The organism is Kitasatospora sp. MAP5-34 (assembly GCF_029894335.1).
In the GTDB taxonomy this organism is placed as follows: Bacteria; Actinomycetota; Actinomycetes; order Streptomycetales; family Streptomycetaceae; genus Kitasatospora.
Map to the genome: position 1 here is coordinate 23,007 of NZ_JARXZC010000038.1, position 20,750 is coordinate 43,756.

21 protein-coding genes are annotated in these 20,750 nt (G+C 71.3%); 7 read left to right on the plus strand and 14 right to left on the minus strand.

Annotation, left to right across the window (positions count from 1 at the left end; genetic code table 11):
- Positions 1-52: 52 nt before the first annotated feature.
- Entirely contained in the window at positions 53-1,912 is a 1,860-nt protein-coding gene (gene asnB, locus P3T29_RS25830; RefSeq protein WP_280719027.1) for an asparagine synthase (glutamine-hydrolyzing), read from the minus strand.
- Positions 1,913-2,208: 296 nt separating this feature from the next.
- Here asnB and P3T29_RS25835 point away from each other — a divergent pair, with 296 nt between their 5' ends.
- Positions 2,209-2,841 (plus strand): dihydrofolate reductase family protein, encoded by a 633-nt coding sequence (locus tag P3T29_RS25835; protein ID WP_280719028.1) that lies wholly within the window; start codon positions 2,209-2,211, stop codon positions 2,839-2,841.
- Positions 2,842-2,920: 79 nt separating this feature from the next.
- Here the strand turns inward: P3T29_RS25835 and P3T29_RS25840 are convergent, their stop codons facing one another.
- The 10 genes from P3T29_RS25840 to P3T29_RS25885 all read right to left on the minus strand — a co-directional run bounded on the left by P3T29_RS25840 (position 2,921) and on the right by P3T29_RS25885 (position 10,259).
- Positions 2,921-3,121, minus strand: coding sequence for a hypothetical protein (locus tag P3T29_RS25840; protein WP_280719029.1), 201 nt, complete (start codon positions 3,119-3,121; stop codon positions 2,921-2,923).
- 66 nt (positions 3,122-3,187) lie between these two features.
- On the minus strand, positions 3,188-3,880 hold the full coding sequence (locus P3T29_RS25845; RefSeq protein WP_280719030.1) for a class I SAM-dependent methyltransferase: 693 nt from the start codon (positions 3,878-3,880) through the stop codon (positions 3,188-3,190).
- Between the two features lie 373 nt (positions 3,881-4,253).
- Positions 4,254-4,694 carry an NUDIX hydrolase gene (locus P3T29_RS25850; RefSeq protein ID WP_280719031.1) on the minus strand — a complete coding sequence of 147 codons (441 nt, stop codon included), beginning with the start codon at positions 4,692-4,694 and terminating at the stop codon, positions 4,254-4,256.
- A gap of 19 nt (positions 4,695-4,713) precedes the next feature.
- Entirely contained in the window at positions 4,714-5,511 is a 798-nt protein-coding gene (locus tag P3T29_RS25855; RefSeq protein ID WP_280719032.1) for an STM4013/SEN3800 family hydrolase, read from the minus strand.
- Positions 5,508-6,005 carry a hypothetical protein gene (locus tag P3T29_RS25860; RefSeq protein ID WP_280719033.1) on the minus strand — a complete coding sequence of 166 codons (498 nt, stop codon included), beginning with the start codon at positions 6,003-6,005 and terminating at the stop codon, positions 5,508-5,510. The genes P3T29_RS25855 and P3T29_RS25860 overlap by 4 nt, the downstream gene beginning before the upstream one ends.
- On the minus strand, positions 5,989-6,639 hold the full coding sequence (locus P3T29_RS25865; protein ID WP_280719034.1) for an AAA family ATPase: 651 nt from the start codon (positions 6,637-6,639) through the stop codon (positions 5,989-5,991). The genes P3T29_RS25860 and P3T29_RS25865 overlap by 17 nt, the downstream gene beginning before the upstream one ends.
- Entirely contained in the window at positions 6,636-7,676 is a 1,041-nt protein-coding gene (locus tag P3T29_RS25870) for a radical SAM protein (protein ID WP_280719035.1), read from the minus strand. The genes P3T29_RS25865 and P3T29_RS25870 overlap by 4 nt, the downstream gene beginning before the upstream one ends.
- A 38-nt stretch (positions 7,677-7,714) precedes the next feature.
- Complete coding sequence (locus P3T29_RS25875) at positions 7,715-7,936, minus strand: hypothetical protein (protein WP_280719037.1); 222 nt, start codon at positions 7,934-7,936, stop codon at positions 7,715-7,717.
- 102 nt (positions 7,937-8,038) lie between these two features.
- Complete coding sequence (locus P3T29_RS25880) at positions 8,039-9,349, minus strand: helix-turn-helix domain-containing protein (RefSeq protein ID WP_280719038.1); 1,311 nt, start codon at positions 9,347-9,349, stop codon at positions 8,039-8,041.
- A 199-nt stretch (positions 9,350-9,548) separates the two neighbouring features.
- Complete coding sequence (locus P3T29_RS25885; RefSeq protein WP_280719039.1) at positions 9,549-10,259, minus strand: TenA family transcriptional regulator; 711 nt, start codon at positions 10,257-10,259, stop codon at positions 9,549-9,551.
- A 277-nt stretch (positions 10,260-10,536) separates the two neighbouring features.
- On the opposite strand from P3T29_RS25885, the gene P3T29_RS25890 reads away from it, so the two are divergent.
- From P3T29_RS25890 to P3T29_RS25900, 3 genes are all read left to right on the plus strand, one after another.
- Complete coding sequence (locus P3T29_RS25890) at positions 10,537-11,259, plus strand: alpha/beta hydrolase (protein ID WP_280719040.1); 723 nt, start codon at positions 10,537-10,539, stop codon at positions 11,257-11,259.
- 488 nt (positions 11,260-11,747) lie between these two features.
- Positions 11,748-12,941, plus strand: coding sequence for a cytochrome P450 (locus P3T29_RS25895; protein ID WP_280719041.1), 1,194 nt, complete (start codon positions 11,748-11,750; stop codon positions 12,939-12,941).
- A gap of 106 nt (positions 12,942-13,047) precedes the next feature.
- A complete protein-coding gene (locus tag P3T29_RS25900) occupies positions 13,048-13,812 on the plus strand; it encodes an SDR family oxidoreductase (RefSeq protein ID WP_280719042.1) in 765 nt (254 codons plus the stop codon).
- Between the two features lie 86 nt (positions 13,813-13,898).
- Here the strand turns inward: P3T29_RS25900 and P3T29_RS25905 are convergent, their stop codons facing one another.
- Positions 13,899-14,420 (minus strand): flavin reductase family protein, encoded by a 522-nt coding sequence (locus P3T29_RS25905; protein WP_280719043.1) that lies wholly within the window; start codon positions 14,418-14,420, stop codon positions 13,899-13,901.
- 537 nt (positions 14,421-14,957) lie between these two features.
- Between P3T29_RS25905 and P3T29_RS25910 the strand changes: the two genes are divergently transcribed.
- The 3 genes from P3T29_RS25910 (at position 14,958) to P3T29_RS25920 (ending at position 18,587) form a co-directional block, all read left to right on the plus strand.
- Positions 14,958-16,268 (plus strand): SidA/IucD/PvdA family monooxygenase, encoded by a 1,311-nt coding sequence (locus P3T29_RS25910; protein WP_280719044.1) that lies wholly within the window; start codon positions 14,958-14,960, stop codon positions 16,266-16,268.
- 172 nt (positions 16,269-16,440) lie between these two features.
- A complete protein-coding gene (locus tag P3T29_RS25915; protein ID WP_280719045.1) occupies positions 16,441-17,793 on the plus strand; it encodes an NAD(P)/FAD-dependent oxidoreductase in 1,353 nt (450 codons plus the stop codon).
- 41 nt (positions 17,794-17,834) lie between these two features.
- Positions 17,835-18,587, plus strand: a complete 753-nt coding sequence (locus tag P3T29_RS25920; RefSeq protein ID WP_280719046.1) for an SDR family oxidoreductase — start codon at positions 17,835-17,837, stop codon at positions 18,585-18,587.
- Between the two features lie 104 nt (positions 18,588-18,691).
- Here the strand turns inward: P3T29_RS25920 and P3T29_RS25925 are convergent, their stop codons facing one another.
- Both P3T29_RS25925 and tgmB read right to left on the minus strand, forming a co-directional pair.
- On the minus strand, positions 18,692-19,783 hold the full coding sequence (locus tag P3T29_RS25925; protein WP_280719047.1) for a protein-L-isoaspartate(D-aspartate) O-methyltransferase: 1,092 nt from the start codon (positions 19,781-19,783) through the stop codon (positions 18,692-18,694).
- Positions 19,780-20,745, minus strand: a complete 966-nt coding sequence (gene tgmB, locus P3T29_RS25930; protein ID WP_280719048.1) for an ATP-grasp ribosomal peptide maturase — start codon at positions 20,743-20,745, stop codon at positions 19,780-19,782. The genes P3T29_RS25925 and tgmB overlap by 4 nt, the downstream gene beginning before the upstream one ends.
- Between the last annotated feature and the right edge of the window lie 5 nt (positions 20,746-20,750).

Sequence of the window (20,750 nt, forward strand, 5' to 3'; positions counted from 1 at the left end):
CTCGATGTCAGAGACCTCGATGTCAGAGACCCCGGGGTCGGAGAGGCTGGTGTCAGACCTCGATCTGGATGCCGTAGTTGCGCAGCCAGAAGTCGAAGCCGAGGGCCATCTCGATGTTCATCCGGCTGTGCCACTGGTGGGCCACGCCCGACGCATCCTTGACGGACTGCCAGGCCGCGTCGACGTCCAGGAACGGCAGGACGGGCGAGTTCGGGTCGCTGAGGACGGCGGAGAACTCGCGGTGCAGCGCCTGGGTGTAGGTCGGGTCCTGGGTCACCGGGTAGGGGCTCTTGGGGCGGTCCAGGATCGACTTGGGCAGCAGGTCCTTGGTGGCGGCGCGCAGCAGGCTCTTCTCCCGGCCGTCGAAGATCTTGTACTCCCACGGCACGTTGTAGACGTACTCCACCAGCCGGTGGTCGCAGAACGGCACCCGGGTCTCCAGGCCGGAGGCCATCGCGAGGCGGTCGCCCCGGTCCAGCAGCATCGGCAGCCAGCGCGACAGGTGGGCGTAGCTGAGCTCGCGCATCCGGTGCTCGCGGGGGCTCTCGCCGTCCTGGTGCGGCGTCTCCAGCTGGGTCTGGCGGTAGTTCTCGTCGTAGTAGCCGGTCATGTCCAGCTTGCCCAGCAGGTCGGTGCCGAACAGCCCTCGGCCCTGGCCCTTCTTGCTGCCCTCCTGGCGCCGCTCGGCGGCGATCCAGGGGAACGTCTCGATGCCGACGAGTTCCTCGTCGTGCAGCCACTTGAAGCCGCCGAAGATCTCGTCGGCGGTCTCGCCGGTGAGCGCGACGGTGGAGTGCTCGCGGGTGGCCCGCAGCATCAGGTAGAGCGAGGTGTCCATGTCGCCGAGCGAGGTGGGCATGTCCTGGGCGATGATCGCCGCCTGGCGGGCCGCCGGGTCGATCAGGTCGGCGGTGCCCAGCACGATGTCGGTGTGGTCGGCGCCGACGTGGCGGGCCAGCTCGGCGGCGTACGGGCCGTCGGGGGTGTCGCGCTGGTCGTCGGGGCGGAAGTTCTCGCTGTACCCGACGAAGTTGGCGGTGATCGTACGGACCGCGTCGTCGCCGGCCTCGGCGCGGGCGATCGCGGCGAGCGCGGTGATCGAGCTGGAGTCGATGCCGCCCGACAACGCGGTGCACAGCGGGACGTCGGCCACCAGCTCGCGGGTGACGATCTCCTCCAGCATGGAGCGGACCGTGCGGATCGTGGTGTCCAGGTCGTCGGTGTGCTCGCGCGCCTCCAGCGCCCAGTAGCGGCGCAGTACGGCGCCCTTGCGGCTGAGCGTCAGGGTGTGGCCCGGCGGCAGCTCGCGCAGCTCGCTGAAGACGCTCTGCCCGGGGGTCTTGGCGGTGGAGAACAGCTCCCGCAGGCCGTCCGCGTCCACCGTCCGCTTGACCAGCGGGTTGGCGAACAGCGCCTTGGGCTCGGAACCGAAGAGCAGCCCGCCGGGGAGCGTCTTGTAGAAGACCGGCTTGATCCCCATCCGGTCGCGGACCAGCAGGAGTTCCTCGCTGCGCGGGTTCCAGACCGCGAACGCGAACATGCCCTCCAGGTGCGTCGCGCAGTCGGCCCCCCACTCCACGTACGAGCGCAGCACCACCTCGGTGTCGCTGCGGGTACGGAAGCGGTGGCCCCGGCTCTCCAGCTCGGAACGCAGCTGCTTGAAGTTGTAGACCTCACCGGTGTAGGAGAGGACCGCCAGGGTCCGGCCGTCCTCCTCGGCCACCATCGGCTGGATGCCCCCGGCGAGGTCGATGATGGAGTTCCGGGTGTGCCCCAGCAGCGCGTGGGTGGAGACCCACACCCCGCGGGCGTCGGGACCCCGCTTCTCCAACGCGTCGGTCATGCGGTCGAGGGTCAGCCGCTCCTCCGACAGGTCGCAGCTGAAGTCCACCCAGCCAGTCATACCGCACATACGGAAACTCCCTTGTTCATCTCGGTCTCGGGGGCGGCCCGGCCGGCGCGGCTGCCGCCGCCTGCGGTGCACCCGGGGCCGGGAAGGTCTTCGTGGATTCGTGGACCTGAAGGACGGCAGCAGCCTGCCGCGCCGGGCTGGAAGCGGGCTCGAGCGGTACTCGACGTCACGGCCGCGCCTCTTGCGCCTCTTGCCCAACGGCGCCGGCCGCTCGCGCGCGGCGGTCGGCGGGTTCCCGCCGGGCCCGGGGGACAATCCGGGTGCAGGCGGCCTCCGCGCCCGAAAGGCAGCACCATATGAGCAGCAGACTGATCGTCACCGCGTTCGTCACCCTGGACGGTGTCATGCAGGCCCCCGGCGGCCCGGGCGAGGACACCGACGGAGGTTTCGAGCACGGCGGCTGGCAGGTCCCGTACGCCGCCGACGATTTCGGGGACCTCATGACGGGGCTCTTCGAGCGGACCGCCGACCATCTCCTGCTCGGCCGCAGGACCTACGACATCTTCGCCGGCCACTGGCCCCGCGTCACCGACCAGAACAACCCGATCGCCGTGCGGCTCAACGCCATGCCCAAGTACGTCGCCTCACGCACCCTGACCAGCCTGCAGTGGCACAACTCCCACCTGCTGAAGGGCGAGGCCGCGGAGTCCGTCGCCCAGCTCAAGGAGCGGCTCGACGGCGTGATCATGACGCAGGGCAGCAGCCACCTCATCCGCACCTTGCAGCGGCACGACCTCGTCGACGAATACCGGCTGCTCATCAACCCGGTGATCCTCGGCACCGGCAAGCGCCTCTTCAGCGAGGGCGCCACCCCCACCGCCTGGGCCCTCAAGGAGTCCCGCGCCACCAGCACGGGCATCCAGTACTGCGTCTACGAGCGGGCGGGGAAGCCCGAGTACGGATCCTTCCTGCTGGACGACCAGGAGTAGCGGCCGCCCGACACACCTCGCCGCGCCCGCCGTGCGACCGCCCGGTCCGCGCTGTTGCCGCGCACGGGCGTTCAGGTCTTCAGTGGGTTGCCTGGGTCGCTGTGCCGACGAGCTGGAGAATCGCGTGGCCCCACGGGGTCGCCGCGATCAGAACGCCGAACACGACGCAGGTGAGCGCGGTCAGCTTCTCGTCGGCCCGAGTGCGGGCCTCGGTCCGACGCGCCAGCCGGACAAGGATGATGATCCCAAGAAAAACAGACGCGCTGACGGATAGTTGCATGTCCCCACCCCCGGTAGACGATCACCAAAGCCTAGGGCCCCGAGCCGGAACCGGGGGCTCGTTCGCTCAGCTCGCCCCACCACAGGCTGCTACCCGGGCGGTGATCAGCAAGGTGCCGAGAGCACCCCGCTCCGGGGAGGGGAGCACCCGGGCCCGCACGTTGCTGAAACCGTGGCGCTTGAGCACGTCCGACCACTGCCCGGCGGTGTACTGCCAGCGGAGCATTGTCAGCTCGTCCTCGCGCCCCTCCAGCCACGCGCCGCCCATCTGCTGGGGGCCGTACTGGTCCGGGCCGGGCTCGCGGTGGGAGAAGGCGAAGACGCCGCCTGGGGCGAGCCGCCGCGCGATCCGGGGGAACAGCTCGTCGGGGTCGGTGAACCACACGGCGCCCCAGGTCGAGTAGATGGCGTGGAAGGGCCGATCGTCCTGGTCGAGGAAGCCGCACGCCTCGGCGTGGACGAACTCCAGGTTCGGGAGGTCGTTCCAGAACTCGCGCGCCCGGTCGACCTGGACGGCGGAGAAGTCCACGGCGGTGACCTCGACCCCGCTGCGAGCCAGGAAGGCGGCGTTCTCGCCCTCGGCCGGCCCCAGGTCCAGCGCGGTCTTCGGCTCGCCGAGGATCTCCGCACCGGGGCCGCCGTCCGCGAGCCCGGTCCAGTCGAACCGGTGGGCGGCAGGCCGCTGCCGTCCAGGGCGGTACTTGTCCCAGTACTCGGCGAGGGTGGTGGGCGCACTGTGCTCAGGGGTCGCAAAGCTCATGTCGCCGAACGCTACTCACACCCGCACTTGATCGCCAATTCGCCTGATTTTGCCCGGGGTTGGGAGAAAATTGGCATGCCGGAGACCGGCACCCGCGTGGGGTGCCGGCCTCCGGTTCGCTCACTCGCTCAGTGGCTCAGTGGCACTTCTGCCCCGGCGCGCACGGCGAGCACTTCGCGGCGTCCTTCTCCCACAGCGGCCAGTCGACCGCGAAGCCGAAGGTGGCGATGACCTCGGCGGTGCGCATCACCGTGCCGTCGGCCTTGCGGTCGATGTGGGGGATGTCGGCCTGCAGGCGGAGCGCCGCAGCCTCATCCTCGGGAGCAGCCCGCTGCCGGGGGGCGTGGCGACGCCCCCCCGGAGGGCGGCCGAGTCAGGCTGGTGCTGACAGTCGGTCGGCGAGGAGGAGTGCGAGCGGCCCGCCCTGGAGGAGGAAGCGTCCGTCATCGATGGCGGCGATGGCGTCCTGCATCGGCCACCACATGAGCTTGAAGCCCTCCTCGTCGGATGCGAGTTCCTGCGGGCCGGTGGTCAGGTCGCGGGCCTCGAAGAGGTGCAGGCGGGCGGTCGAGCCGGGGACGATGGCGTAGGAGCCGAGGGGGCGCCAGGTCTCGGCGGTGATCCCGGCTTCCTCGCGCAGCTCGCGCCGCGCGCAATCCTGCGGGGTCTCGTCGCCTTCCTGGCGCCCTCCGGGGAGGAACAGGTACTCGCCGCCGTGCCGGGGGAACGGCGCGGTCAGCAGGGCGACCAGGCCGTGTGAGTCGCGGGCGACGATGACGGCCGCGTCCCGGGTGGGCAGCTGGGTGTTGGTCATGGACGGAGCGTAGGACGGGTCAGACCACCGTGCAGGCGAACGGCACGTTCGTCACCGTTGGGTGGACGATCCCGCGTCCGTGGTAGCCGTCCTCCCCGAATGCGTCGCCGTGGTCGGCGCACATGATGACCAGCCACCGCTTGGTGCCGGTGAGGCCGTCGACGAGGTTGCCGAGGTGTTCGTCGGTGTAGGCGAGGGCCGCGCTCTGGGACTGCCAGGAGTCGGAGCTGTCGCCGAGGTAGTGGCCGTGGGGGACGTGGGTGGCCGAGACGTTGACGAACAGGAAGAGCGGCCGGTCGGCGCGGTCGGCGGCGACGTCGAGGGCGTGTTCGACCTGGTAGCGGGTGGAGTCGGGCTCGGGTGAGCAGAACTCCGGCCGCCAGTGGTCCTCGTCGAACAGGTCCGGCAGGACCGAGCCGAGCGGCGTCTCGCGGGAGAAGTAGGTCACGCCGCCGATGCAGACCGTGCGGTAGCCGTGCTGGCCGAGGCCGGTGAGGAGGTTCGGGGCGTCGAACACGAACGTTCGCGGGTCGACGGTCTTGAAGGCCGGCGGACGGCACTCCCACAGGCGCGGGGGCTGCTGGGGCTGGGGGAGCTTGGGCAGGAACCCGGAGAAGAACGCCATGTGCGCGGGGAGCGTGAAGGTGCCGGGGGTGCGGCGCTCCTCCCACTGGCCACCGGGCAGTAGGCCCGCCAGGCGGGGAGTCCGGCCGGCATGCGTAGTCGCCCTGGCCACGTCGTAGCGCAGGGAGTCCAGCGTGACGAACAGGATGTTCGTCCCGGTCCTGACGATGGTCTCGGCGTCGATCACGGTCATCCTTCCGAGGCGGCGAAGTGCTGGGCGATGTCGGGCCGGTGGACGACGCGGCCCCGGGCGGTGTCGTTGACGGGGATGGGCACCTTGTCGCGGGCGATCAGGTCGCAGATCCGCTCCAGCCCGGTGCCCTCACTGATCGGCGTGCCGTCGGCGGCGAACAGGCGGATGGTCACCTCAGCGCCGACGGTGGTGATCAGGGCGCCGGGAACCTGCAGGGTGCGGATCGCGTAGGCGAGGAGGTCTTCCCCACCCTCGCCGAGGACGGAGATGGTCGCCGCGTAGTGCTGGCAGTTGACGGCACCTCGGCAGAACTGGCCGGTGTACTCCTTGGCCAGCTCGGTGCCGTCGTGGACCAGGGCGACGCCGTGGGAGCGGGTGACCAGGACGAGACAGGAGCCGACCCACCAGGCGACGCCGGGGTGGATCTCGGCGCGGTGCCGGCCGTGGACCAGGTCCTCGGCGAAGACGGTGGGCAGGTCAACGGGGTTGAGCACGGCGGCTGTCCTCCAGCAGGGTGTGGATCTCCTCGGCCAGCTCCTCGGGCGTGCGTCCGTCGGTACTGATCTGGACGCCGGTCGGGTCGGTCGCGGCGAACAGCCGGTACAGCTCCTGCACGTGGGGCAGCAGACCAGGCCGGCGGGCCAGGAACCGGTCGGTGGCCGCCCGGTGGGGGCGGGTGTCCATCCGGTGCCGTATCTCCTTCTCGGAGGTCTCCAGGTACACCGTCAGGTCGGGCCTGGGCAGATACCCGAGGTAGGGGCTGAACGCGGCGATCGCCACATCCAGGTCGAGCCGGTTCACGGCGGCGTGGTTGACGATCACCGAGGCGATCCACCGGTCCGCGATCAGGTTCCCGCTGACGAGGCGGCGGCGGGCGAAGTCGGCGGAGTCCAGCGCTCCGGCCAGGTGGAAGGCGAACTGGGTCAGGGCCCCGCCGTGGTCGTTGACGTAGCCGATGAGGCCGGCCAGGGGCTTCGGGATGACGTGCATGGCGTCGGCGCCGAGCCGGGCGGCGAGCAGCCGGGTGAGCGTGGACTTCCCCGATCCGCTGATCCCTTCGAGGACGAGCAGGGCGCCGTTCCGGCCGGTGACGGGCGGTTGGTAGCAGGGGTGCAGGTCCGGGCTCACAGTGTTCCCTCAGTGAAGGCGGCGATGTGAGCGGCCACGGAGGTCGCGACAGCGGCCGGGGCGTCGGCGTGGTCGAGCAGCGGGTTGAGGTCGAGCCGCAGGTCCTCGCGCAGCAAGCACGGCATCAGACCACCGGCGTGGTCGAGCCGCAGGGCCCAGAAGCCTTCGACGCACTGCGGCCGGACCGGGCAGGAACCGCACTGGCCGACGTGGTGGCGGCCGAGCTCGCGGTGGATGACCTCGACCTCCAGGTCGTCGACGGTGAAGACACGTCGGCCCTGGCCGACGCCTGCGGTCTCCACCCGCTCGTCTGTGGTCATCGAGCGGAGCATGGCGACCAGTCCGTCGGCGGAGACGGAGGTGGCGCCGGTGGTGGCGTTGAAGCCGGTGTCCACCAGCTCGATGAACTGGACGGGCAGACGGTTGGTCAGCGCGTAGTCGAGGATCGCGGGGAGCTCGTGCTCGTTCTGCCGTTGGATCAGGGTGTTCAACTCCACCTGCTCGAAGGCGGTTCGGGCAGCGGTGATGCCGTCGAGCACGGCGGAGACCGGCAGCCGGGTGCGGGCGATCTCGCGGAAGGTGTCGTCGCTGAAGTAGTGGAGCGACACCTTGATCTTGCGGAGCTCGGTCTTCCTCAGCCACGTCAGGTGCCGGGCGACGAGGATGCCGTTGGTGATGAGGCTGAACGTCACGTCGGGCGCGGCGAACTGGCCGACTCCCTCCAGGACGGGCCGGGCGATGTCGGACATCAGGGGCTCGCCGCCGGAGAAGTAGACCCGCTTGAGGCCCGAGCGGATCAGGGAGCCGGTGATCGCGATGTAGTGGTCGGCGCACAGGACCCGTCGGCGGGGCTGCTGGGATCGGTCTTCCCTGGTTGTGCCGGGCGGCACGTCGCCCTCGTTGTGGCAGAACGTGCAGCCGATGTTGCAGTGGGGGCTGAGGGACACGCGGAGCTGTCCGCGAAGGGCCGCGAAGTTGTGCAGGGCGGTCAGGCCGACAGCCGGGTCCGGCGGGGACGAGAGACTGAGGAGGGTCACGACACGCTCCTGTTCGGAGGGACTGCGAAGAGTGCCTGCTACGCGACGGGTGTGTCCGGCGCGGTGACGGTCGGGGATGCCGAGACGGGGCTCGCCTCGGCGTGGTGGACGGTCAGGCCGAGCAGGCCGACGCCGACCAGATTCAGCGCGGCCCAGGAGGAGGCCAGGAACGTCCCCAGCCGGTCGCGGTCCGGGGCGGCGTGACGTGCGCGCGGCGGCGGACGGTAGGCGGGGGCGGGGCTGGTGCTGTGCGTCGGCATCAGCGGGCCTTCGGCAGCAGGGAGTTGGTGGATGTCCCCAGTGAACTGCCGGGCCCAAGGCCGGTTCCGTAGCCGGACTACGGGTCGTAGTCCGGCTACGGGTCAGACGGTCTGGACGCCCGTGCGGGCGGCGAACTCCCGGACGCCTGGCAGCTTGCGGTCGTGCCGCAGCAGGCCGGTGGCAAGGTCGCGGACGACACCGCGACGGATCTCCTGCGGGGCGGCCTGCTCAGCGGCCAACAGCGCCCTGAAGCACTGCTCGGGCCTGCCCCACTGGTCGAACGCGCGGGCCACATCGGTGAAGAAACGGGCCTGCCGCTCGGCGGTCGGCAGCGTGGCGGGGTCGATGGTGGCGGCCAGCTCGATCGCCCGGCCGGCATCGCCGAGCTCGTAGTGCACCGACACCTCGTGCAGGGCGACGCCCTGGATGCCGTCGACCAGGCCGGAGGCCCGGCCGGCGGCGGCTGCGCTGTCGGCTGCCTCGTGGATCAGGGAGTGCGCGTAGGAGCGGTCACCCGTCTTCGCGGCGGTGTACGCGGCGGTGGCGTACAAGTCGCCGCGGGTGGCCAGGCGGGCGGTCTGCGGTACTGAGGTGTCGGCGAGGAGTTCTTCGGCCGCGACCACCACGATGTCGGTGGCGCGGGACAGACTGCCCTGGCGGCGCCAGGAACTGGAGACCATGCGCTGGGCCTCGGCGGTGACCAGCGGATCGCCGCCGGCCCGCGCGGAGGTCAGCGCGCGGTCGGCGGTGATGGCGACCAGGTTGTTGTCACCGACCTTGATGCACAGCCGGACGGCCAGGTTGTAGAGCTGGGCGACGTTCCGCGAGCTCCCCTCCGGCGTGCCGACTGCCTGGGCTGCCGCGATCCGGCCGGGCAGAGCCTTGGCCAGGGCGTCGTACCGGGCGGCCTTGAACTCCTGACGGGAGGTCACCAGCGAAGCGGCGACGCTCTCCGGGGTCGGCTCCCGCCGGGGCGCCGGAATCCGGGAGGTCCCGTACAGCAGCAGGTCTTCCAGGCCGGCTAACGGCGCCTCCGAGTGCGCGGCCTGCTGGCCGACAGCTGGGGAGAACAGGGCGGCAGCCGCCAGGGCCATGAATGGGCGGCGTCGCACATCGTCCTCCTCGGCAGCTGAAGTGCTCGTCAGCGTAGCGGAGGCGGGCTTGCGTCGGCGTGATCTCACCCGGTCAGCGGCGGGCTGCGGTAACGCGATCAGCTCGTCCAGTTCGCAGCCCAGCACGTCCGCGAATCGGCGGAGCAACGTAAGGTCCTTGACCTGCTGCACGTCGCGCTCGACCTGGGACATCCAGTCCTCGCTGCGGTCCAGCTCAGTGGCCAGGCGTAACTGGGTCCAGTCCAACTGGGTGCGGCGGAGCGCGATGAACTTGCCGAACGTGATGCTGCTGGCCCCCACACTGGCCCCCGCTTCGGTATCCAATCCACTACGGACCGCTACCGTACCGAGGGCAGGGGTCAAGGTGTAGAGGAGCGAGGCACGGCGGACCACCGGAAGCGCCGCACCTGCCCCCTCGCCCCACCCGAACGGGTGATCTGCTCGCGTTGCCGCGCGATCAGGGGGGCACCAACTGCCGCCCGCTGACCGGCGGATGCGCTCAGAACGGCCAGGACTCCCGGCGCCACGCGGCGTCCACGAACGCCCACTCGTACCGCACCGCGTGGCCCGCGTTGCGGACCAGCTCGGCGCGCTCGGCCGCCGAGCTGCCGGCGGCCACCTCCTCGGCGAGCGCGAGGAACTCCTCCAGCATGCCCCGGTAGAACTCCCCGGGGTGCGCCCTGCGGACCTCCTCCGCGTAGCGCGAGCCAGGGTCGTGGCGGTCCATCAGATCGTCGGTGACCAGCATGTAGAGCCACGCCGAGGGCAGTACCGCGCCGATCCCGGCGGCCAGTGACGCCGAACCGGCGGCGCCCAGGAAGCTCACGTAGCCCAGCGTCGTCGGGGCGACCTCCGGTACCGCGCCGCCGCCGGGAAGATCCAGGCCGAGCCGCCCGGCCGTCTCCCGCAGACCCGCCAGCCGGACCGTGCAGTCCTCCAGCGCGCCCGTCGCCATCCGGCTCAGCACGGCCGCCTGCCGGTCACCGCGCGCCAGCACCGAACAGCGGGCCTGCGCCCGGCCGTAGCCGGGCAGCAGGTGGCAGGAGTCCTGCAGGGTGAAGTGCAGCAGAGCCTCACCCGGCAGCGTGCCGTCGCGCATGCCCCGGTAGTACGGGTGCTCGCACATCCGGCGCGCACCGTCGGCGATGAGCGGGCCGAGTTCCTCCCGCAGGGCGCTGCCGGCCGGTCCTGCCGCGATCGAAGTCACCATGGCGCCAAGCCTCGGCACGCCCGCTCGAGAGCGGCTCGCCCCCGGCTCGCAGCACCCCGGACACGCCCCGCCTACCTGGTGGCATCCGGCCACAGGGCCTCCGTAAAACCCGTTCGCGGACCACGGTGACCACTGCTAACCTTCCGGAGGCCGTGCGAGAGAACGAGGAGGTGGTACCCGTGAACGCAGTATCGACATGGGTGCTCCCCTCCGGGGTCACGGTCGGGCGATAGGTCGTCCGGGAGCGCCTTCAAGAGCACTCCCGAAAGGCACGACCATGCACTTCACTTCTGAGCAGCGCCTCGACGACGGCGTCCTCGAGCGCGAATTCACCCTCGGCGAGATCCCCGGCACCCTGTGGACGCCTGAATCCGCCGCACCGGCCCCGCTGATCCTGATGGCCCACAACAACGGCCTGCCCAAGGGGGAACCCCGGCTGGTGGCCCGGGCCCGGTACTCCGCGGCGCACGGCTACGCGGTGGCCGCCATCGACGCCCCCGGGTGCGGTGAACGGCCCCGCTGCGCCGCCGACGAGCAGGCCCGCGCCGAGCTGCGCCGGGCGATGCAGGCCGGCGAGCCGGTCGACGAGATCTTCGAGTCCTTCATCGGCCCGCTGGTCGAAAAGGCGGTCCCGGAATGGCGGACCACCCTGGACGCCCTCCTTGCGCTGCCCGAGATCGGCGGCCCGGTCGGCTACGCGGGGTGGACCGCCGTCGGCATTGGGCTGGCGGTGGCCGAGCCGCGCATCGCGGCCGCCGGCTTCTTCGCCGGGGGTTACGTGCCCCGCGCCCAACGCGAGGAGGCCCGGCAGGTCACCATTCCGCTGCTGTTCCTGCTGCAGTGGGACGACGAAGGGAACCCCCGGCAGCGGGCCCTGGACCTGTTCGACGCCTTCGGCACCAAGGAGAAGACCCTGCACGCCAACATGGGCGGGCACACCGGCACCCCGTGGTTCGAGAAGGAGGACGGGGACCGGTTCTTCGGCCGGCACCTGAAGTAAGGCCGGACCGCCAGGCCGGCAGCAGCCGGTAGGCGCTGCCGGCCTGGCTGCTGCTCATGCCGCTCATGCCGCTCATGCCGCTCATGCCGCTCATCGAGGACAGGCCCCCGGCCCTCCTCGATGAGCGGCGGCCGGCAGACGTACAACCACCCCGATCGCGGCGGCGCCCGGGCAGCGGCCCGGCGGGTGCCGGAGGAGCGCGGATCGCACAGGACCAGGCGCCACCGCACAGGGCGCTGTACCCGCCCGTTCGAGCGCGGCCCGCCCCCGGCTCGCAGCGCCCGGGCGGCGGCCCGCCCGGCCCCGGCCCCACCGGCGTTCGAGCCGCAGTCGAGAATCCGGCGCCAGCATCGGCTCGAAGGCGAGCCACGTCCACCGGCACGTCCCACCGGCGCGTCCCACCGGCCCGCCCCACCTGCCCGTCCCACCGGCGCGTTCCGCCGGCCCACGCGTCGGGGTGCGACCAGCCCAGGAAGAGGTCCTGACGGATGAGCACTTCCCCCGAACTGCCCGCCTTCCCGTTCGGCGACCCCCAGGGGCTGGACGTGGAGCCGCAGTTCCAGCGGCTGCGCTCCGCGCCGGGGCTGCACCGGGTCCGGCTGCCGTACGGGGTGCCCGCCTACCTCGCGGTACGCCACGAGGACGTCAAGGCACTGCTCGCCGACCGCAGGTTCAGCCGGGCGTACTCCGTCGGGCCGGACGAACCCAGGCTGCTGCCGATCGTCCAGCGCGCCAACCGGCTGAACGCCGCCGAGGGGCCCGAGCACGACCGGCTGCGCCGGCTGCTCGCGGCGGCCTTCACCGTACGCGGGGTGGAGCGGCTGCGGCCCCGCGCCGAGCGGATCGTCGCCGACCTGCTGGACACCGTGGAGAAGCAGGGCGCGCCGGCCGACCTGATGGAGCTCTTCGCGCTGCCCCTGCCGATCCTGATGATCTGCGAGCTGCTCGGAGTCCCGCCGGCCGACCGGGTCCGGTTCCGGGCCCTGGCGGAGTCCTTCCTGGCCGCCAAGCTGCACCAGCTGACGGCCGGACAGATCGCCGGCGCCGGGCAGCAGCTCAGGCAGTACCTGACCGGGCTGGTGGAGAGCTCGCACAGCGACCCGGGCGACGACCTGCTCAGCTCGCTGGCCGCCGAGGGCGAGCTGAGCGACGAGGAACTGGTCGCCATCGCGGTCACCATCCTGATCGCCGGCCACGAGGTGCTCGCCGACCTGCTCGCCAACGTCACCTACTTCCTGCTGACCAGCCCCGCCCACCACCGGCAGCTGCTGGCCGACCCCGCCCTGATCGGCCCGGCGGTCGAGGAGATGCTGCGCTACACCCCGCTCGGGTCCAGCACCAACAACCCCCGCCGCGCACTGGAGGACGTCGAACTGGGCGGCACCCTGGTGCGGGCCGGCGAGTACGTGGTGCCCGTCATCAACTCCGCCAACCGCGACGAGACGGTCTTCCCGGCCGCCGCGCAGGTGGACTTCTCCCGCGAGACCAACGCCCACCTGGGCTTCGGCCACGGCCTGCACCGCTGCCTGGGCTCGGCACTGGCCCGGCTGGAACTCCGGACGGCCCTCGGCGCACTGCTGCTGCGCCTGCCCGGCCTGCGGCTCGCGGTGCCGGCCGGGGAGATCACCTGGTGCGAGGGCGGCCTGGTACGCGGCCCGCTCACCCTGCCGGTCGCCTGGTGACCGCCAGGGTGAGCACCGCCGCCGCCGGGCGCTGAGCACACCGATACGTCCAACCGTGAACCCGATGAACCAATGAACCGATGAACCAATGAGTTGAGGAGTCGTCATGGATCTGCAGTTGAAGGGCAAGCGGGCCGTGGTCACCGGCGCGAGCCGGGGGATCGGCCTGGCCATCGTCCAGGCGCTGACCGCCGAGGGCGTCGAGGTGGTCGGCGGCGCGCGGACCATCGGCGAGGGGCTGCGCGAGGCCACCCCGCACACGTTCGCGGTCGACCTGACCACCCCGGAGGGCCCCGCGCGGCTGGTGGAGCACGCGGTCGAGACCCTCGGCGGCCTGGACATCCTGGTCAACAACGTCGGCGGCCGCACGGTCTCGGCCAACGGCTTCCTCGACCTGGACGACGACGGCTGGCTCAAGGGCTTCGACCTGAACTTCTTCAGCGCGGTGCGGGCGATCCGGGCCGCACTGCCGAGCCTGCTCGAGAGCAAGGGCTCGATCGTCAACATCGGTTCGGTCAACGGCCGGCTCGCCGCGCCCCGGCTGGCCGAGTACGGCGCGGCCAAGGCCGCGCTGACCAACCTGACGAAGGCGCTGTCGGAGGAGTTCGGCCCCAAGGGCGTCCGGGTGAACACCGTGTCGCCCGGCCCGGTGCTCACCGACACCTGGAACAGCCCGGCGCGGGCCGAGCGGATGGGCATGTCGGTCGAGGACCTGGTCGCGGCGGTGCCCAAGTGGATGGGCCTCACCACTGGTCAGATCATCGCACCGGAGGAGGTCGCCGCCATCGTCCTGCTGCTGGCCTCCGACCGGCTGCCGAGCACCACCGGCGCCGACTGGCTGATCGACGCGGGCATGCTCAAGTCCGTCTGACCCGCCCGTAGTCGGACCGTACGGAAGCGGACCGCCCCGGAACTCGACTCAGAGTTCCGGGGCGGTCCCAGGTCCGGGCAGGGCACTCACAGGTGCAGCAGGGGCCAGGCCGCGTACTCGCGCAGCCCGTAGAGCAGCGGACGGCTGCCCGACAGCTGGACGACCCGCAGCACCTCGCCGTACACCACCGTGTGCGAGCCGACCCGGTGCGCCGCGCTGACCCGGCAGTCCGCGACGGCGTGCGCGTCGTCGGCCAGCCGCGGGCCCCCGCCGTCGGGGCCCCGGAGCCAGCGGACCCGCCCGAAGCGGTCGTCGGCGCCCGACCCGAACAGCTCGGCGGCCGCCCGGGCGCGCTCGTGCAGCAGGTTCACGGTGAACTGCCCGCAGTCCAGCACGGCCGCCAGCGTCCGGGTGTCCGTGCGCAGGCACGTCAGCAGGGTGGGCGGCTCCAGCGTCACGCTGCACACGGCCGAACAGGTCATGCCGCGCGGCTCCCCGTCCGGGCCGTAGGAGGCGACGACGGACACGCCGGTCGGGAAGCCCGCCATCAGCGTGCGGAACTCCGCGGCGGCCGCCGTGGGGATCGCGCCAGTGGGAGAAGTGGTCACCTCTACGCCCTTCTGTGGACGGGTTCGCCATCGGCCGAGCTGTCCTTGCCGGCTTTGCTGTCCTTGCTGTCCTTGGCTGTCGCGCCCGAGGCTGCCGGGCCCGGCTCGGAGACGGCTCGCAGGTGCCTCGACCGTGCGTACGGGAGCGGTCCAGCGTCGTTCGACCGTACGTACGGGTGTGCTCGAGCACCGTTCGACCGCGCCTCCGTGCCGGCCGGTCAGCCTTGGCGTCTGGAGTAACACGTCTGGAGCAACACCTCCGGGGGTACGCCTCCAGGCACCCGGAACCGCCGGCACCCGGGACCGCCGGCACCCGGGACCGCCGGCACCCGGAACCGCCGGCACCCGGAACTCCCGGCACCGGAGCGACCCGGCCGGACCCGTACGCCCGGCGCGTGCGCCGCGCTCGTGCGCCGTACTCAAGCGCCGCTCGAGCCGCGCTCCACGGCTCGCCCCGAGCATCCGAGGCGGGGATTCACGCGCCGCCCGACCCGGGGCGGTGATGGACAGACGACTGCGATCGGAGGTGCCGTTCGGATGCCAGAACGATTCGGCGTGACCCCACCGCCCGGGTGGGACGACCAGGTCCTGCCCCACCACGAGGTGGTGGGACTCGGGGCCGGGCCCGCGAACCTGAGCCTTGCCGCCCTGGGCGCGGACCAACTGCCCTCCGGGGCAGTGCTCTTCGAGCGCCGGGAAGGCCCCGCATGGCACCCCGGCCTGCTCGGCGCCGGCACGCAGCTGCAGACCTCCTGGATCAAGGACCTGGTGTCGCTGGCCGACCCCCGCAACCGGCTCTCCTTCCTCAACTACCTGGTCACCACCGGCCGCATCTACGCCTTCCTCAACGCGCAGTACGAGTCCATCCCCCGCCTCGAGTACGCCCGCTACCTCGCCTGGGCCGCCGGAGAGCTCGGCTGCGTCCGCTACGGCACCCAGATCGACGAAGTCGACTTCACCGGCGGCCGGTTCGTCCTCTCCGGCCCGGACGGGCCGCTGGCCACGGCGGACCACGTGGTCTTCGGCCTCGGCACCCGGCCCGAGGTGCCGGCCTGCTTCGAGGGCCAGGACATCGAGGGCGTGGTCCTCGCCGAGCACCTCGAGTCGCACCTGGCGGCGGTCTCCGCCAAACCCTACGAACAGGTGATCGTGGTGGGCGGCGGCCAGACCGGCGCCGAATGCGTGCTCAACCTGCTCCAGCGCGGCTACCGGGACATCCGCTGGATAGGCCGCCGGCCGTGGTTCGCCCCGATGGACGACTCGCCCTCCGCCAACGACTTCTACCGGCCCACCTACCTGCGGTTCTTCCAGGGCCTGCCCGAGGGAGTACGCGAGCGCTACGCCGCCGAGCAGACCCTGACCAGCGACGGCGTCTCGATGGCCACCCTGCAGCAGCTGTACCAGGCCAACTACGAGGCCTCGCTGCGCGAGGGCCGCTCGCCGGTGATGATGCTCCCCGGCCGCAGCGTCGTGGAGGTGGCCCACCGGCACGGCACGATCGCGCTCTGGTGCGAGCGGGACTGGGGCGGCCGCGAACGCCACGCCGCCCGCTCCGTCGTCCTGGCCACCGGCCGCCGCGCCACCCCGCTGCCGCTGTCCGCCCGGCTGCTGGACCTGATGGAGACCGACACGTCCGGGGAACCGGTGATCGACTCCGACTACTCGATCCGCTGGAAGCACTCCGAGCGGAACCGGATGTACGTCCAGAACCGCAGCCGGGTCGGCCACGGCCTGGCCGACCCCAACCTGAGCCTGCTCGCGGTACGGTCCGCGGTCATCCTCAACTCCCTGCTGGACCGGCAGGCCTTCGCGATCCGGGACGAGCAGATGAGCACCGTCTGGGCCTGACCCCGGGCGTCCGGCGGCACACCACCGCCGGACACCTGAATACCGGGACACCCGGGCACCCAGCTACAGGACACCGAGAAACACGCGCCGCACCGCCGACACCGGCGCGGCGGGGGCAGCCGCCCCGGCCGGAGCGGCCGCGGCGGAAAAGAACTGAGGGGAAGAATTCGAGATGACCGACTCACCGTTCCACGTCATCGTCATCGGGGGCGGCACGGGAGGCATGGCCCTGGCCCACGGGCTGAAGGCGGCGGGGATCAGCGTCGCCGTCTACGAGCGCGACCGCACCCGCAACAGCGGGCTGCACGGCTACCGCGTGGGCATCAACCCCGACGGCAGCCGGGCCCTGAAGTACCTCCTCCCCGGCGAGCTGTTCGACACCTTCCTGGCCACCTGCGCCCGGGGCCCCAAGTACTTCAGCTTCCTCAAGGAGAACCTCAAGCCGAGCATGACCCTGCCCCTGGTGGTGGAGGACGACCCGGTCAACACCGAGAAGTCGGTCAGCCGGATGACCCTGCGCCAGGTCCTGCTGACCGGCATCGAGGACATCGTCCACTTCGACAAGACCTTCACGCACTACGAGAAGGAGGAGGACGGCCGGGTCACCGCCTTCTTCCAGGACGGCAGCAAGGCCACCGGCGACCTGCTGGTCGCCGCCGACGGCGCCAACTCCCGGGTGCGCCAGCAGTATCTGCCGCACGCCACGGTCGAGGACGCCAACATCATCTCCATCACGGCCAAGGTCCCGCTGACCCCCGCGACCAAGGCCCTGATCCCGGAGAAGGTCTTCCAGGGCATCGGCCTCGTCGTCGCGCCCAAGGGCTACAGCTGCATCCTGCACTCGATGGAGTTCGGCTGGGACCCGGACGGCAAGGTCAAGAACAACATCGGCGGCAACGACGCGGCCCTCATCGAGCAGTGGCCCGGCCTGCTGTTCGACAACACCCGCGACTACATCAACTGGGGCTTCTGGGCCTCCACCGACAAGTTCCCCGCCGACATCATGAAGAAGCGTCCCGAGGAGCTCATCAAGCTGACCCTCGACATGACGACCAAGTGGCACCCCGACCTGCGCAAGCTCTTCAGCCTCGGCGACCCGCAGACCTGCTTCGCCGTCAACATCCGCACCTCCGTGCCGATCGACCAGTGGAGCCCCAGCAACATCACGCTGATCGGCGACGCGATCCACACCATGACTCCCGGCCAGGGGGTCGGCGCCAACACCGCGCTGCGCGACGCCGCCCGGCTCTGCCGCAACCTGATCGCCCACCGCGACGCCCGGATGACACTCCTGGAAGCCGTGCTGGAGTACGAGACCAAGATGGTCGAGTACGGCTACGCGGCGGTCAAGGAGTCCAAGAAGCAGACCAGCGGGGACCAGCCGATCAACAAGCCCTACATCGGCCGGCTCGCACTGCTGGGCATGCGCGGCTACTTCTGGCTGGCCGGCCGGGTCCCGGCCCTGCGGCAGAAGATGGCCGAAGACCTGTACCTCGACCGCGGTGGCAACCGCGAAGAGTACTGACCGAAACACCGAACCGAAGTTCACCGAAAGGGACATGAAGAGTGGATCTGGGACTGCAGGACAAGCGAGTCCTCATCACCGGCGCGACGCGCGGCATCGGCCGCGCCACCGCCAGGGCCTTCGCGGCCGAGGGAGCGAAGGTCGCCATCACCTACAACTCGTCGGCGGACGAGGCGCAGAACGTGGTGAAGGAGCTCGGCGGCTCCGAGCGCGCCATCGCCGTGCAGTGCACGCTCGGTGACCCCGCCTCCATCAAGGCGGCCGTCGAGCACGTGGAGGGCGCCTGGGGCGGCGTCGACGTCGTCGTCGCCAACGCCCAGTCGTTCTCCTGGGTCAACCCCGACGAGCTGCCGGCGTTCGAGAACCTCCCGGTCGACGAGTGGTTCCCGCAGCTGCGGGACAACGTCGAGGGCCACATGCTGACGGTCCGTCACGCCCTGGGCGGCATGCGCGCACGCGGCTGGGGCCGGATCGTGCTGCTCTCCTCGGTGACGGCCGACCACGGCTCGCCCGGCTCGGAGATCTACAGCGCCGCCAAGGCCGCCCTGCACGGCTTCGCCCGCGGCCTGGCCTGGACCCGGGACGGCGTCCTGGCCAACGTCGTCTCCCCGGGCGGCACACTCACCGAGAGCCTGCAGGCGGTGGACCCGGCCATCATCGAGAAGTCCGCCCAGGAGGCCCCCAGCGGCCGCCTGGCCACCGCGGACGACGTGGCCCGCGTCATCGTCTTCCTCTGCTCGGAAGCCAACGGCAACGTCAACGGCGAAATCGTCCGCACCGCCGGCGGCCGCTGACCGCACACCGCACGCAGAGTGGGGCCGGCCTGGTGGCCGGCCCCACTTCGCGTGCTGCGCGGCCGGGGGAGTGCGAGCGAGCCGAGCCGGTGCTTGTCCGGCCGTCAGGCCAGTCGCCAGGACCGGCTGCCGGGGGTGTCGAGCCACAGCAGCTGGCTGTCCGGCGTGACGGACAGACCGTACCGTTCCCGGCGCGGCTGGCCGCTCTCCTGGTAGATCACGTAAGCCTCTTCGACGATGTCCCACAGGCGACGGGGACCGGCCTGCCGTGCGGTGCCGCCCTCGACCCGCGCCCACGATCCGGCCCCGTCCCAGAACTCGCACGCCCGGACGGACCCGTCGGGGGCGTGCTCGAACCTCTGGAAGACGCCGGGCAGCACAAGGCTCAGCAGGAAGTGCAACCCGTCTTCGCGCAGGGCCTCCGGGCTCACGCCGGTACTACTCGACAGATAGCTGTCCGGGGCGGGCGGCATGACGTTCGACGGGGCGTACGAGGCGTCTCGGGCCACCATGAAGAAGGCGGAGTCGGGCAGGAACCGGCCCTCGGCGGTCCCGTCCGCTTCGACGACCAGGCGTACGATGCCGCCACCCATCGGGCACACGATGACGCCGCCCGGCTCGGTCTCCCGGAGCCACGCGGCGGGAATGCTCTCGAACGCGCACGTGGCGATCAGCCGGTGGCACCGGGGCACTCCCGGCAGAGCGGCCCGGCCGTCCCCGGCGATGACCAGCGGGGTGTGGCCGAGTGCGGCCAGGCGCCTTTCTGCGGCGCGGGACAGTGCTGCGTCCACTTCGACGGTGACGACGTTCGCGCTGCCGACCCGGTGGCACAGCAGAGCGGCGTTGTAGGCCGTGCCGGTGGCGATCTCCCGTACCCGGTCGCCGTCGCGCACGTCGAGTGCTTCGAGCATCAGGGCCATCAGGGTCGGCATCGTCGACGAGCTGGTGGCGACGTCGTCGGCGCTGAACTTGATCAGCAGCGAGTCGTCGCTGTAGACCGTGGGCAGCCAGTCGGGGTCTCCCTCGGCAAGGGCCATGACGCCGTCCTTCGTACGGATCTTGAAGGACGGGACGAACGGCTCTCGGGGCACGGTCGCGAAGGCGTCGTACCAATGGGCGGAGGTGATCGCTCCACGGGCGCGGAGCCTGTCGGCGAGCGAGCGGCGGAGCTCGGTGGGGGAGACGGTCGTGCTCATGTGTCGGTTCCTTCGAGCAGGTCGGCGAGGGCGTGGGTGATGGGGCCGCGCAGGTCGGGGATGAAGCCGAACTGGCCGTTCGGGTTCAGGTCGATCAGGTGCCAAGTCCCCTTGTAGTCAACGAGAAAGTCCATGGCCGCGTACCGCAGGCCGAAGGCGCTCATCAATCCTCGGACGCCGGCGGCGACGGGGGCCGGGACGGGGCACGTCTGGTAGGAGAGACTGGGATAGTCGGTGCGGAAGTCGACGCGTGAGGCGTCTGATCCGGCGTGGATCTCGGAGGCGAACATCTGGTTTTCGACGACGGTCAGCCGGACCTCTCCCCGGGCCTTGTCGATCCACTCCTGGAACTGGTGAGCCGTCCGGGAGACGTCGGTGGTGATCTCGTCGGCCGTCACACGGGTGGTCCACAGCGCGCGGCGTTGGCCATCCTGCTCGGGAGGGAAGGCGCTCCCGACCGGCTTGTACGCGGCGACCTGCCCCGGCAGGGCGTTGATGAAGTCGCGCGCCTCGCCGGGCTCGTTGGTGATCAGCGTCCGGGGTACCGCCAGGCCGCACCGGACGGCGGTGGCCAGGGCCACCGGCTTGCACGCCGCCCGGGTGTTGTCGCCCGGACGGTTGACCCACCGGCAGTCGAGCGACGCCAGGACACCGCTGAATCCGGCGCGGGCCTCCGCCCGCGACCACTCGGCGTCCTCTACGCTCATGCCGGCCGCGAACCGGAACGGGTCCGGGCGGCGGTAGTACACCGACCGGATCTGATCGAGGGGAAGGCCCTGGCGCCGGCCGCGCACCCGCCCCTGCCACTTCCCCTGGCCGCCGCCGATCGTGAAGGCTATCGCCGCCTTCTCGGGGAAGTCGCCCGGGTCGAGGCGCACCAGGGGGACGCCTCGCTCGTTCAGCTCGGATATCACCAGGTCAGTGGTCGGGTCGAGATCGCAGGTCAGCACCAGGACCGTCATGGGAT

What these genes read in the sequence shown, in the direction of transcription:
- asnB (WP_280719027.1), bottom strand. Translation starts at nt 1,912, where the DNA reads ATGTGCGGTATGACTGGCTGGGTGGACTTCAGCTGCGACCTGTCGGAG.
- P3T29_RS25835 (WP_280719028.1), top strand. Translation starts at nt 2,209, where the DNA reads ATGAGCAGCAGACTGATCGTCACCGCGTTCGTCACCCTGGACGGTGTC.
- P3T29_RS25840 (WP_280719029.1), bottom strand. Translation starts at nt 3,121, where the DNA reads ATGCAACTATCCGTCAGCGCGTCTGTTTTTCTTGGGATCATCATCCTT.
- P3T29_RS25845 (WP_280719030.1), bottom strand. Translation starts at nt 3,880, where the DNA reads ATGAGCTTTGCGACCCCTGAGCACAGTGCGCCCACCACCCTCGCCGAG.
- P3T29_RS25850 (WP_280719031.1), bottom strand. Translation starts at nt 4,694, where the DNA reads ATGACCAACACCCAGCTGCCCACCCGGGACGCGGCCGTCATCGTCGCC.
- P3T29_RS25855 (WP_280719032.1), bottom strand. Translation starts at nt 5,511, where the DNA reads ATGACCGTGATCGACGCCGAGACCATCGTCAGGACCGGGACGAACATC.
- P3T29_RS25875 (WP_280719037.1), bottom strand. Translation starts at nt 7,936, where the DNA reads ATGCCGACGCACAGCACCAGCCCCGCCCCCGCCTACCGTCCGCCGCCG.
- P3T29_RS25885 (WP_280719039.1), bottom strand. Translation starts at nt 10,259, where the DNA reads ATGGTGACTTCGATCGCGGCAGGACCGGCCGGCAGCGCCCTGCGGGAG.
- P3T29_RS25890 (WP_280719040.1), top strand. Translation starts at nt 10,537, where the DNA reads ATGCACTTCACTTCTGAGCAGCGCCTCGACGACGGCGTCCTCGAGCGC.
- P3T29_RS25895 (WP_280719041.1), top strand. Translation starts at nt 11,748, where the DNA reads ATGAGCACTTCCCCCGAACTGCCCGCCTTCCCGTTCGGCGACCCCCAG.
- P3T29_RS25900 (WP_280719042.1), top strand. Translation starts at nt 13,048, where the DNA reads ATGGATCTGCAGTTGAAGGGCAAGCGGGCCGTGGTCACCGGCGCGAGC.
- P3T29_RS25910 (WP_280719044.1), top strand. Translation starts at nt 14,958, where the DNA reads ATGCCAGAACGATTCGGCGTGACCCCACCGCCCGGGTGGGACGACCAG.
- P3T29_RS25915 (WP_280719045.1), top strand. Translation starts at nt 16,441, where the DNA reads ATGACCGACTCACCGTTCCACGTCATCGTCATCGGGGGCGGCACGGGA.
- P3T29_RS25925 (WP_280719047.1), bottom strand. Translation starts at nt 19,783, where the DNA reads ATGAGCACGACCGTCTCCCCCACCGAGCTCCGCCGCTCGCTCGCCGAC.
- tgmB (WP_280719048.1), bottom strand. Translation starts at nt 20,745, where the DNA reads ATGACGGTCCTGGTGCTGACCTGCGATCTCGACCCGACCACTGACCTG.